Below are 12603 nucleotides of genomic sequence, written 5' to 3'. Positions count from 1 at the left end.
ACGAGCTTAAAGCGCGCCGGCTGAATCCGCTTCAATGCGACGGGCTTTGAGACTGTAGCGATGCGCTGAAGAAGTCTGCCAGGGCAGCGCTCGGCGCTGATGGAACGCGGCCCGGTCAAAGCCGGGCGCATCGATGCAGATGTCGGGAGGGGTCGCGCGCCGTCGAAGCCCCGGATTTCCGCTTTTGCCCGATGCGATCCATGGGTCAAACCGCAACAGGATCATTTGAGACATTGCTGCGGAGCCGCGCTCCGAATTGTTCCATCGCCGGCAAACAAAATCATTTTCTAGCCCGCCGGAACGGAAGTCCTCACGGGACATTGTGCCAACATCGATCACAATTTCCCACAGGAGGCTTTCATGGGACGTGGCATTTTGCTCTGGTTGCTCGGTATTCCGATCCCGATCATCATCCTCATCATGTTGTTCGTACGGTAGGGGGCGTTAATGCAGCCCACCGTATCGGCTATCGACCTGTCCGCTTCAGAAGAATCCTCCGCGACAGCCGTCAGCTGGGGGCCGATCATCGCTGGCGCCTTCGCCGCCTCGACGCTGACTTTCATCCTCATGCTGCTCGGCTCCGGGCTTGGGCTCACCATGGTTTCGCCATGGTCGGGCTCCGGCGCGTCGATCACCACCTTCGCGGCGTCGACCGCGATCTGGCTGGTTATCGTGCAGTGGCTGTCCTCCGGCGTCGGCGGCTACCTTGCCGGGCGCTTGCGCACCAAATGGGTCGGCATCCACACTGACGAGGTTTATTTTCGCGACACGGCTCACGGCTTTCTTGCCTGGGCATTGGCCACGTTGCTTGTCGTCGGCGTCCTCGGCTCAGCGCTTTCCGCAGTGCTTGGCTCGGGCGTACAGGCCGTGTCCACAGCGGCGTCGGGCGCAGCCATGGGAGCATCTGCTGGTGCCGCCGGCAACGCCGGCAATGCGCCGGCCAACAGCGCGACCTCCTATCTGGTGGATTCGCTGTTTCGTCCCGCCGATCCGAGCAAGCTGGCTGCTGCCACTCCGGATGGCGATGCCGCCGCTGTAGGCCAGGCCTCGCGTATCCTCATTGCCAGCGCCGCGGCGGGCGAGATTTCGGCCGACGACAAGACCTACCTGGCGCAACTGGTCGCCGCCCGCACCGGCCTTTCCGAGGCCGACGCCAAGGCGCGTGTCGATGCGATGGTTGCCAAGGTCGAGGACGCCAAGGTCAAGGCCAAGCAGGCGGCCGATAGCGCCAGGAAGGCCAGCGCGACCTTCGCGCTGCTCGGCGCCTTGTCTCTGGTCATCGGCGCCTTCATCGCCAGTGCGGCCGCAGCGCTCGGCGGCAGGCAGCGCGACGAAGAGGAAGCGGCTTTCCTGAGCAGCCGCTAAACGCAGGCTTACGCCAGAAATCAACGAGCCCGGCTCCAGAGCCGGGCTCGTTGCTATTTCGGGCTCGTTGCTATTTCCGCCTATCGGCCGGATCAGTGATCCATGGCCTTGACGATTTCCTCGGTCATCTTCTTGGCGTCGCCGAGCAGCATCATGGTGCCGTCCTTGTAGAACAGCGTGTTGTCGATGCCGGCATAGCCGGAGCCGAGCGAACGCTTGACGAACAGGCAGGTGCGGGCCTTGTCGACGTCGAGGATCGGCATGCCGTAAATCGGCGACGACTTGTCGTCGCGGGCCGAGGGGTTGGTGACGTCGTTGGCGCCGATGACATAGGCGACATCGGCCTGCGCGAACTCCGAATTGATGTCCTCGAGCTCGAACACTTCGTCATAGGGCACGTTGGCTTCGGCCAGGAGCACATTCATGTGGCCGGGCATGCGGCCGGCGACCGGGTGGATGGCGTACTTCACGTCGACGCCGTTGGCCTTCAGCTTATCGGCCATTTCGCGCAGCGCGTGCTGTGCCTGGGCGACCGCCATGCCGTAGCCCGGCACGATGATGACCTTCTGCGCATTCATCATCAGATAGGCGGCGTCGTCGGCCGAACCCTGCTTGACCGTGCGCTCGATGCCGTCGTCGGCTGCTGCCGCCGTTTCCCCACCGAAGCCGCCGAGAATGACCGAAATGAAGCTTCGGTTCATGCCCTTGCACATGATGTAGGACAGGATCGCGCCGGACGAGCCGACTAGCGCGCCGGTGATGATCAGCGCCAGATTGCCGAGCGTGAAGCCGAGCGCGGCCGCCGCCCAGCCCGAATAGGAGTTCAGCATCGAGACGACGACCGGCATGTCGGCGCCGCCGATCGGGATGATCAAAAGGATGCCGAGCACCAGCGAAGCGGCGACGATCAGCCAGAACACCAGCTTCGATTCCGTGGTGACCAGAAGCACGATCAGCACGATGAGCGCGACGCCGAGGGCCGCGTTGATGAAGTGGCGACCGCCGATCATGATCGGTTTGCCCGACATGCGGCCGTCGAGCTTCAGGAAGGCGATGACCGAGCCGGTGAAGGTGATGGCGCCGATGGCGACGCCGAGGCTCATCTCGATCAGTGCCTGGGCGTGGATGTCGCCCGCCGTGCCGATGCCGAAGCTTTCCGGCGCATAGATGGCGGCGGCCGCGACCATGACGGCGGCGAGGCCGACCAGCGAGTGGAAGGCGGCAACCAGCTGCGGCATCGAGGTCATGGCGATGCGGCGCGCGGTGACGGCACCGACGCCGCCGCCGATGGCGAGGCCGAGGACGATGAGGCCGAAGCGGCCCGCGGACGGGGTTGCCAGCGCCAGCGTGGTCGCAATGGCAATGCCCATGCCGATCATGCCGTAGAGATTGCCCTGGCGGCTGGTGGTCGGATGCGACAGGCCGCGCAGCGCCATGATGAACAGGACGCCGGAGACGAGATAGAGGAAGGACGCGAAGTTGGCGTTCATGGCGCTCTACTTGTCCTTCTTCTTGTACATGGCCAGCATGCGCTGGGTGACGAGGAAGCCGCCGAAGATGTTGACCGAGACCAGCATCAGCGCCACGAAGCCGAAGCCGGCGGCAACGCCGGAAGCGGCGATGCCGACGGCGAGCAGCGCGCCGACGACGATGACCGACGAGATGGCGTTGGTGACGGCCATCAGCGGCGTGTGCAGCGCAGGGGTCACCGACCAGACGACATAGTAGCCGACGAAGATTGCCAGCACGAAGATGGCGAAGCGGAAGACGAAGGGATCGATGGCGCCGCCGGACAGGGCGTGCGCGGCATCACCCGCCGCCTCGGCGCCGCCTGGAGCATTGGCCAGGTTCTGCACCGCCAGCCGGACGGCCGCACTTGCCTGGTCGAGTTGGTCGAGGGCTTTCTGCAGGGTCTGATCCATCACGCGGTGCCTTTCGACTTGGGCGAGGACGACTTGGGCGAGGACGATTTGGGCGAGGACGATTTGGATGAGGCCGTCTTCCTGGGCGCGGGCTTCTTGGGCGCTGCCGAGGCATCGGCGACCATGGTCGTGGCCGGGATCGCCGCGGGTTCGACATGCGGCTGCTGGTCGGCCTTGGCGAAGGCCGGATGGACCACCTTGCCGCCATCGGTCAGCATCGTCGCCTTGACCAGTTCGTCATCGCGCTTGATGGCGAGCGTCTTGGTGGTCTTGTCGACCAGCGTCTCGAGGAAAGCGAACAGGTTCTTCGCATAGAGCAGCGATGCGGACGCGGCGACGCGGCCCGGCACGTTGAGGTGGCCGACGATCTTTACGCCATTGGCCGTAGTCACCACCTGACCCGGCTTAGCGCCCTCGACATTGCCGCCACGTTCGACGGCGAGATCGACGAGCACCGAGCCCGGCTTCATCGAGGCGACCATCGCCGCCGACACCAGCTTCGGCGCCGGCCGGCCTGGAATCAGCGCCGTGGTGATGACGATGTCCTGCTTGGCGATGTGCTCGGCGGTGAGTGCCGCCTGCTTGGCCTGGTATTCCTTGGACATTTCCTTGGCGTAACCGCCGGCTGTTTCGGCGGCCTTGAACTCTTCGTCCTCGACGGCCAGGAACTTCGCGCCGAGCGAGGCGACCTGTTCCTTGGCGGCGGGGCGCACGTCGGTGGCGGTGACGACGGCGCCGAGGCGACGCGCCGTTGCGATCGCCTGCAGGCCGGCGACGCCGACGCCCATGATGAAGATCTTCGCCGCCGGCACCGTGCCGGCTGCCGTCATCATCATCGGCAAGGCACGGTCATATTCCGAGGCGCCGTCGATGACCGCCTGATAGCCGGCAAGATTGGCCTGGCTGGACAGCACGTCCATCGATTGCGCGCGGGTGATGCGCGGCATGAATTCCATCGAAAAGGCAGTGACACCAGCCTTTGCGAGCGCCGCGACGGCGGCATCGTTGCCGTAGGGATCCATGATGGCGATCACGGCGGCGCCGGATTTGTAGCTCTTCAACTCGGTTTCATCAGGCCGGCGGACCTTCAGCACGACATCGGCCTTGGCAACGTCCACAGCCTTGCCGATGACGGCACCTGCCTTGGCAAACTCGTCGTCGGGGATGCGCGACCTTGTGCCGGCGCCGGTTTCGACAATCACGTCGAAGTCCAGCCCCGCCAGCCGCTTGACCGTATCGGGCGAGGCCGCGACCCGCGGCTCGTTCGCATCAAGCTCACGAGGGATGAAAACCGTCTGTCCCACCGCATGATCCTTTCGGCTGGAACCTGTTTGCGCAAAATGTCGGCCGGATCATCCGGCGACGTCAATGGCAATGGGGTTTTGGAAGGTCTATCGCAGAATGAAGGCGCCGGCGGCCATGATCAGGATGAAGAGGATAGTCGCCGAGAAGAAACCGCCCGCGAAGAAGCCGAAGGCCATCGCGATGAGCAGCGCGCCGCAGAACAGCGATCCATATTTGGCCAGAGCGAGAAAGCCCGCATAAGTGCGGTCGTGCTCGGCATAGTCCATCTTCGCGCCCAGCTCGACAGGACCGGTCGGCGAGTGATCAGCCATAGGAATACCTCTTCGAAGACATCTTTCAGGCACATAGCGAAAAGCCGGCCCGAGAGCAATGGCGCTATTGCCGCATTGGAGCCGACAACTGCCTCAAGGGAAAATTGAAACCGCCGGCCGGTTCGGCGAAGGGCGGCTTTGCGGCAGGCCAGCTCGATAGCCCTCAGCCAGCGAGGTGCGGGAAAAGCCCGAGCAGGCCGACGACGATCAGATAGAGCGCGACGATGTAGTTCAGCAGCCGTGGCATGATCAGGATCAGCACGCCGGCGATCAGCGAGATAAGCGGCGTGAGCGCAAGCGAGTGGATGGTCATGACCGTATTCCTTTCCACGAACAATGCGACAGGAGCCCGGGGCGAAATGCCCGTCGGGCAGGATCGCGGCGATACTCGATGGCGATGCCACTACCTATAACGGCGAAGCCGCGGGAAGGTTCAGATGCAGAGATGACGCCCGTTCAGGCAGCATCGCGGTAGTATTTCGCCGTCGGCACAATGGACAGCGGCGTCAACCGGTTGATGGCCGGATTGGCGAACATCATCCGCTGTTCCACGGCTGTCGACTTAAAGAACGGGAACCGTTCGAGCGTCTGGCGCAAGTTTTCGCCGCAGGGGATTTCGAACAGAGCGATCGGCGCAAGGACACCCGGGAACACCTTGCCTTCTGTCCTCTGAACGGCATGAAAGATACGAGCATAGTAAGCGGAATGCTCGATCTTGATCGGCGTAAGCACTGCAGTGAGCCCAAAGTAAGAGGCGGCCACCATGCCAAGCCTGAGCGTCAGAAAAGGCAGAACTCCGGGCGAGGGCGCGTTGTCGGCATCGGTTGCGAAGCGAGTCCCGTCGATGAACGTCTCTCCGCGGGCAAGCCGCTCGGCCAATATTTCCGGATAAGCGTCGACGGACGGCGAATAGGGGTGCTCTCGGGAAATGTAGTGGAGCCGTAACGTGCTGACCAGGTGTCCATCGAAATAGACGCCGAACCGATAGGAATTCGGCAGATTGTCCCAGCGATCCTCGAACATCCCGCTGGCGATCGGGCCGCACATGCCCGACTGCAGGTAGGATTGATAGCGAAGGCGATAGATCGCCTCCAGATCCTCGCCTCCGGTGATGAGACGGTAGTCGACATGCTCAAGCAACTGCATGATCGACTGGTTCAGCGCCGACCCAGCATTGGAGCTGGCGCCAACCCGCGCATCGTTTCTCGCAACATCCATTCTCATGTCCTCGTATCCGCCTGTGAACAGGCTATTCGAGTTGAAATGAGACACAAGCTGAAAATTGGATCCCACTAATTTACCACTTGTTAACCTTAACAGCCAGAGATCCTTGGCTGCAGAGTGGTTGCTGAAGGAGCAGCTTGGACGTTCGAATCCAAGTCTGCATTCCTATGAAGAGCGCTGCAAACTCGGGCGCGAAAAGCACTGGAGCGTTCCGCTTTGACAGATGCGCCGATCCAGTCAAACCTTTCGCTTATTCAAATTCGGCCAAAACTACTGCGCGCTTTGCTTTGGATTTTTCGCCACCAAACAAATATTCTGGCTCGTACCTGTCGCACGATCCAAGCAACGCGCTTTATCAGCTTCAACTGGCAAGAACCTGCGACGAAAGCTAGCCGACTGTGCGCTTGGCGGCGAGACGCAAATCCGCGGCAAACGGCCAGGTGACGTTCGACATCGTCTCGATGCCCGACGCGCTGAGCGCTGCGCCGAACAGGAAGCCTTGGACAAGATCCGGCCTCACCGAACGCATGAGGATCTTAAGCTGCTCGAATGTTTCCACGCCTTCGATGGTGACGGTCAGTCCCAGGACACGGGTCAGGTCGACGACGCCCTTCAACAGCGCAAGCGAGCGCGGATTGTGGGTGACGTCCATCACGAACGACCGGTCGATCTTGATCTTGTCGAGTGGAAGCTTATGGAGATAGCTCAGGCTTGAATAGCCGGTGCCGAAATCGTCGAGTGCGATGCGGACGCCAAGCTGCTTCAGTTCCTCGATATACTGGCGGGTCATGGATTTGTCGTCGAGCAGCGCGGTTTCCGTGACTTCGATCTCTAGGCGGCTAGCGTCGAGGCCGGAATTAGCCAACGCATCGCGCACCTTTTGGATGACGTCGCGGCTGCGGAAATCCCTCGCCGAGAGATTGACCGAGACGCTGGTCTGGTCAGGCCATTTGGCGCATTCGGTGCAAGCTGCATGCAGCACAAAGGTGCTGATCTCGGAGATGATGCCCATCTCCTCGGCCAGCGGGATGAAGACGCCGGGTGAGATCGGTCCGAGATCGGGATGGTCCCAGCGGCACAGCGCCTCGCAGCTGGCGATGCGCATGGTGTCCATCGCAACGATCGGCTGGTAGACGACCCGCAGGTTCTTGGTTTCCACCGCGCTGCGGAGATCCGCCTTCATCAGCTGCCGGTTGCGGAAGGCGGCGTCCATTGCCGCCTCGAACAGCCGCCAGCCGTTCTTGCCAAGCTCCTTGGCCTTGTAGAGCGCGAGGTCTGCCTTGACGATCATGGCATCGACATCGGTTTCCGCGACCTTGGACAGAACCGCGCCGGCGCTGGCCTGGATCCGCAATCCATGCCCGGCGACGTCCACCTCGCCCTGCAATGCCGCGAAGATCTCGTCGATCTGCATGGTCAGATGGCTCTCATCCTCGATGCGGTCGAAGAAGACCATGAATTCGTCGCCGCCGAAACGGCTGACGGTGATGCCTTGCCCGGCAACGGCGGCGAGACGCTCGGCGACCGCGTAGATCAAACCATCGCCGATCGGATGGCCGAGCGTGTCATTGACACTCTTGAAATCGTCGAGGTCGATCACGGCGAGGCCGCACAGGCGATCCCGGTCCCCGGAGGCCATCAACTCGCCGACCAGTTCGTGGAAATAGGCGCGGTTGGGAAGGCCGGTGAGATTGTCGTAGCGCGCCATGAAGCGGATCTTTTCCTCCGCTTCGACGCGCGCCGTGACATCTTCGAAGGTGATCACGCCGAGTTCCTGGCTGCCTTCGCGCGCGGAGAATTCGTAATGCTGGCCGTTGGCGAGCGAAACAAGCACCTTGCGGTCCCTGCCCTCGCGCAGGGCGCGCGTCAGTTGCGCCTCGACGTAGCGGCAGTCCTTCGGCGCCAGCATGCCGCCGGCGACACCGCGCATCAGAAGGCCGTGGATGGAGCGCCCGAGCAGCGCGTCGGCCGATTTCAGCGACATCAGGTGGGCGGCCTCGGCGTTGGCGACCGCGACGCGCCCGTCAGGGCCGAGCATGACCAGGCCGTGCGACATGGTGTTGAGCGCGCGATCGAACTTGCGCGTTATGCTTTTCGCCTGCTTGTGGCCGATGACCGCGGAAAACAGCACATTGCGAACATGGTCGGCGCTGTTGATGGTAATGAACGTCATCGGGAAGATCATCAGACCGAGGACGACGGACGGGGCATCCAGACGCAGCAGGAGCGCTAGCGCCGCCGGACCGATGAAGGTTACCGAAAAAATCCGCACCATGCGCGGAGACCCGTAATTACGGGCGACAACCGTGACCAGGGTCGCCAGGGTCAGCGACATCGCCGCCAGTTCGGCGAATGGGTCGGGATACACATAGATCGACACGAAGCACAGCGCACCCAATCCGAGGCCCTGCAAGCAGCCCTTGAGGATGTAACTGCGCTCCAATCGGTGTGCGTGTTCGACGTCGGCAATCATGCCGCCCGTCCTCAGGAAGCTGCGAATACCGAAATAACGCAGAAGGCTGATCGGCAGCAGAACAAAAGAAAAGGCGAGAAACAACGGATTTTGCGTGCGCAGATAAATCATGAATCCGAGGATCCAGTAGCACACGCCACCGATCACCAACATGTGCGCGTTGTCGAACAACGACCGCACAAATTGGATATAGACATCCGCGGGGATGCTTTCGGTCTTTGTTTTGCCCATATGATCGGCCCAACGCTAAGCCTTGTCATGCCACAACCGCCTTAAGAAAGGCTTAGACAGGGCTTAAGCTACGGCTTCGGCCCGCCCGCAGCGGCAAGAGGAACCTTGCGCCAGGCTTCGGGCGTTGGTGGAGGAATCACTCAGCGGCACTGAGAACCGGTACCGGCATGGTTTGGGTCAGTCGCTCGACCAGTCTTCGACGCTCGCCCGCGGCCTTTTCCGCGCTGGCCTGCCGGACATGGCCATAACCACGGATGATCGCGGGAACCGAAACCAGTGCGACCGCCGCCTCGGCCTTGCCCGGCGCCAGCGACCTGGCGGCGAGTTCAAGATCGCCTTCATACTGCGCCAAAAGCTGCCGTTCCATGCGCCTTTCGGCGCTATAGCCGAACAGGTCGAAAGCGGTGCCGCGCAGCCCCTTCAGCGCCGCCAGCAGGCGGAAACCCTTCATCATCCAGGGGCCGAAGCTCGACTTCCTCGGCTTGCCGTCATTGCCGCGACGACCCATGATCGGCGGAGCGAGGTGGAATTCGAGTTTTTCATAGCTCTGGAACTGCTTGCCAAGCTCGGCGGCAAAGGAGCCGTCGGTGTAGAGCCGCGCCACCTCGTACTCGTCCTTGATCGCCATCAGCTTGAACAGGTTCCTGGCCGCAGCCTCGGTCACGGCGGTCGAGCCCGGCACGGCCCTGGCCTCGGCGGCGCGCAGCAGCGCCAGCCTGTCGGCATAGCGCTTGCCATAGGCGGCGTTCTGGTAGGCCGTCAGGAAGGCGACACGCCGGGCAATGATCTCGTCCAGCGTCTGCGCGACCGGGGTTGTTTGTCCCGCCTTGCCCGGCTGGGCGACGAGGCCACGCACGAAATCCGGCTGGTGCGCCGCGCGGCGGCCCCAGCGGAAGGCGGCGATGTTCATCGCCACCGCTTCGCCGTTGAGCTCGATCGCCCTCTCGACAGCCTCGGCCGACAGCGGCAGGCCGCCATGCTGGAAGGCGAAACCGAGCATGAACATGTTGGCGCCGAGCGAATTGCCGAACAGCGCCGTGGCGGTGCGGGTGGCGTCGAAGAAATGCGCCTTGTCGTCGCCGGCGGCGGTGCGGATCGCCTTCTTCAGGCGCTCAATCGGCAAAGAGAAATCCGCCGAGCGGGCGAACTCGCCGGGCATGATCTCGGCGGTGTTGGCGAGGAAGATCGTATGGCCCTCGCGCACCGCGGTCAGCACCTTCTTGGCGCCCGACACGACGAGGTCGCAGCCAAGCACGAGGTCGGCCTTGCCCGCCGAGACGCGGATGGCATGGATGTCGTCCGGCGTGCGGGCGATGCGGACATGGGTGAACACCGAGCCGCCCTTCTGGGCCAGGCCGGCCATGTCGATCATGCCGCAGCCCTTGTCCTCGAGATGGGCCGCCATGCCGAGCACGGCGCCGACGGTGACGACGCCGGTGCCGCCGACGCCGTCGATGATCGCCGCCCAGCCCTCGGCGCCCAACGGGAATTCGGCCGGTGTCGGCACGCCGGCAAGCGGATCGGTCTTGCCGGCAAGGCCCTCGGCCTTGCGGATCTTGGCGCCGTGGACGGTGACGAAGGACGGGCAGAAGCCGTTGACGCAGGAGAAGTCCTTGTTGCAGCTCGACTGGTCGATCTTGCGCTTGCGGCCGAATTCGGTCTCGACCGGCTGGATCGAGACGCAGTTCGACTGCACGCCGCAATCGCCGCAGCCTTCGCAGACCAGCTCGTTGATGAAGACGCGCTTATCGGGATCGGGAAAGGTGCCGCGCTTGCGCCGCCGGCGTTTTTCGGCGGCACAGGTCTGGTCGTAGAGCAGGATCGACACGCCCTTGACGTCGCGCAGCTCGCGCTGGACCAGATCGAGATCGTCGCGGTGATGGATGGTGGCGCCGGCCGGGAATTCGACCTTGCCGGCATATTTGTCGGGCTCGTCGGTGACGATGGCGATGCGGTCGACACCTTCTGCCCGCACCTGCCTGGCGATCATGTCCACCGTCAGGCCGCCTTCATGCGGCTGGCCGCCGGTCATGGCCACCGCATCGTTGTAGAGGATCTTGTAGGTGATGTTGGCTTCGCTCGACAAAGCGAAGCGGATCGCCAGCGTGCCGGAATGATTGTAGGTGCCGTCGCCGAGATTCTGGAAGATGTGGCCGCGCTTCGAGAACGGCGCCTGGCCAACCCATTGCGCGCCCTCGCCGCCCATGGCGGTGAAGCCCAGCGTGTTGCGGTCCATCCAAAGCGCCATGAAATGGCAGCCGATGCCGGCGGCGGCGATCGAACCGTCCGGCACCTTGGTCGAGGAATTGTGCGGACAGCCCGAGCAGAAGAAGGGCGTGCGCGAACCGATGTCGGTGGCGTCCGCCAGCATCGCCTGGAATTGGCGCAGCTTGCCGACCCGCGCCGAGATCTCCTCCGACGGCCCGATGGTCTTGACGATCCTCTCGCCAAGGGCAATGGCGATCTCGTTGGGATCAAGCGCGCCCTTGGCCGGAAACAGCCAGTCGCCGCGCTCGTCCTTCTTGCCGACTATGACCGGCTGCGAGGCGGTGCCGTAGAGGCTTTCGCGCAGCTGCACCTCGATCAGCGAACGCTTTTCCTCGACGACGACGATGGTGTCGAGGCCGCGGGCAAACTCGGCGATGTGATGCAGGTCGAGCGGCCAGGGGCAGCCTACCTTGAACAGCCGCACGCCGATGCGGTTGGCGCCGGCCTCGTCGATACCGATGTCCTCCAAGGCCTGGCGGACATCGAGATAGCTCTTGCCCAGCGTGATGATGCCGAGCTTGGGGCTGCGGCCGCCCGAATAGACGATGCGGTCCAGCCCGTTGGCATGGATGAAGGCGGAGGCCGCGGCACGCTTGTATTCGTGCAGCCGCTCCTCCTGGCCCAGCATGTCGATCTCGTGGCGGATGTTGAGGCCGCCCGGCGGCATGTCGAACTCCGGCACGACGATGTTCAATCGCTCGAGCGAGGCATCGACCGAGGCCGTCGATTCGATGTTGTCCTTGACGCATTTGATCGCCGCCCAGGTGCCGGCGAAACGCGACATGGCAAAGCCGTACAGCCCGTAATCGATGATCTCCTGGACACCGGCCGGGTTGAGGATCGGCACCATGGTGTCGACGAAGAGGAATTCGGTGGCGTGCGCGTTGGTCGAGGATTCGGCCATATGGTCGTCGCCCATGAGCGCAAGTACGCCGCCATGCCTGGACGAGCCGGCGAGATTGGCGTGACGGAACACGTCGCCCGAACGATCGACGCCCGGGCCCTTGCCGTACCAGACGGAAAAGACGCCATCATGGGTGCCCTCGCCCAGCAGCTCCGTCTGCTGCGACCCCCAACAGGCGGTGGCGGCGAGCTCCTCGTTGAGGCCTGGCTGAAAGACGATGTCGGCCCCGGCGAGCTGCTTCTTCGCCTTCCACAGCTGCATGTCGAGGCCGCCGAGCGGCGAGCCGCGATAGCCGGAGACGAAGCCGGCCGTGTTCAGGCCAGCGCGGCGGTCGCGCTCGCGCTGCATCAGGAGCATGCGGATGACCGCCTGCGCGCCGGACAGGAAGATGCGCTCCTTCCCGAGGTCGAACTTGTCGTCGAGCGCGACATCATGCAGCGTCATCAGGCATTTCCTCTGCGAAGGCCGCGCGGGGGCGGGCAGCCAACGTCGGGGTCGGATGACGCATCCTTTCTCCCCTTGCAAGTGAGGTCAAACAAAATCGCAGGGGCCAGGCAACGCGCAACAAACAGTCCGGCGGGCGCAGGAGCGCGCATGAAA

General features: G+C 63.3%; 11 protein-coding genes. 2 read left to right on the top strand and 9 right to left on the bottom strand.

Features of this window, described 5'->3' with window-relative positions:
- Nucleotides 1–6: 6 nt before the first annotated feature.
- Nucleotides 7–339 carry a hypothetical protein gene (locus FJV83_RS13200; protein WP_142886115.1) on the bottom strand — a complete coding sequence of 111 codons (333 nt, stop codon included), beginning with the start codon at nt 337–339 and terminating at the stop codon, nt 7–9.
- Nucleotides 340–447: 108 nt separating this feature from the next.
- On the opposite strand from FJV83_RS13200, the gene FJV83_RS13195 reads away from it, so the two are divergent.
- Complete coding sequence (locus tag FJV83_RS13195) at nt 448–1365, top strand: hypothetical protein (RefSeq protein WP_095792048.1); 918 nt, start codon at nt 448–450, stop codon at nt 1363–1365.
- Between the two features lie 92 nt (nt 1366–1457).
- On the opposite strand, the gene FJV83_RS13190 is transcribed toward FJV83_RS13195, so the two are convergent.
- The 7 genes from FJV83_RS13190 to FJV83_RS13160 form a co-directional block, all read right to left on the bottom strand.
- Nucleotides 1458–2855, bottom strand: a complete 1398-nt coding sequence (locus FJV83_RS13190) for an NAD(P)(+) transhydrogenase (Re/Si-specific) subunit beta (RefSeq protein WP_095771600.1) — start codon at nt 2853–2855, stop codon at nt 1458–1460.
- A 6-nt stretch (nt 2856–2861) separates the two neighbouring features.
- Nucleotides 2862–3290 carry a proton-translocating transhydrogenase family protein gene (locus FJV83_RS13185; protein ID WP_027023845.1) on the bottom strand — a complete coding sequence of 143 codons (429 nt, stop codon included), beginning with the start codon at nt 3288–3290 and terminating at the stop codon, nt 2862–2864.
- Complete coding sequence (locus FJV83_RS13180) at nt 3287–4591, bottom strand: Re/Si-specific NAD(P)(+) transhydrogenase subunit alpha (protein WP_142886114.1); 1305 nt, start codon at nt 4589–4591, stop codon at nt 3287–3289. The genes FJV83_RS13185 and FJV83_RS13180 overlap by 4 nt, the downstream gene beginning before the upstream one ends.
- Before the next feature lie 87 nt (nt 4592–4678).
- On the bottom strand, nt 4679–4903 hold the full coding sequence (locus FJV83_RS13175; protein WP_095771597.1) for an aa3-type cytochrome c oxidase subunit IV: 225 nt from the start codon (nt 4901–4903) through the stop codon (nt 4679–4681).
- Nucleotides 4904–5066: 163 nt separating this feature from the next.
- Nucleotides 5067–5216, bottom strand: coding sequence for a DUF3096 domain-containing protein (locus tag FJV83_RS13170; protein WP_015314280.1), 150 nt, complete (start codon nt 5214–5216; stop codon nt 5067–5069).
- A gap of 143 nt (nt 5217–5359) precedes the next feature.
- The gene (locus FJV83_RS13165; RefSeq protein ID WP_246691854.1) at nt 5360–6175 is read right to left on the bottom strand and encodes a hypothetical protein; all 816 of its coding nucleotides are present in this window, start codon (nt 6173–6175) and stop codon (nt 5360–5362) included.
- Nucleotides 6176–6515: 340 nt separating this feature from the next.
- The gene (locus FJV83_RS13160) at nt 6516–8600 is read right to left on the bottom strand and encodes an EAL domain-containing protein (RefSeq protein WP_246691853.1); all 2085 of its coding nucleotides are present in this window, start codon (nt 8598–8600) and stop codon (nt 6516–6518) included.
- Here FJV83_RS13160 and FJV83_RS36955 point away from each other — a divergent pair.
- Nucleotides 8580–8876, top strand: a complete 297-nt coding sequence (locus FJV83_RS36955; RefSeq protein ID WP_245318064.1) for a DUF604 domain-containing protein — start codon at nt 8580–8582, stop codon at nt 8874–8876. The genes FJV83_RS13160 and FJV83_RS36955 overlap by 21 nt on opposite strands.
- 91 nt (nt 8877–8967) lie before the next feature.
- Here FJV83_RS36955 and FJV83_RS13155 read toward each other — a convergent pair whose 3' ends face one another.
- Nucleotides 8968–12447: an indolepyruvate ferredoxin oxidoreductase family protein gene (locus tag FJV83_RS13155; protein ID WP_142886112.1), complete on the bottom strand. Its 3480-nt coding sequence runs from the start codon at nt 12445–12447 to the stop codon at nt 8968–8970.
- Nucleotides 12448–12603: the final 156 nt, after the last annotated feature.

The sequence above is a fragment of the Mesorhizobium sp. WSM4307 genome (assembly GCF_007003945.1).
GTDB lineage: Bacteria > Pseudomonadota > Alphaproteobacteria > Rhizobiales > Rhizobiaceae > Mesorhizobium.
This window is presented reverse-complemented; position numbering and strand designations above follow the sequence as displayed.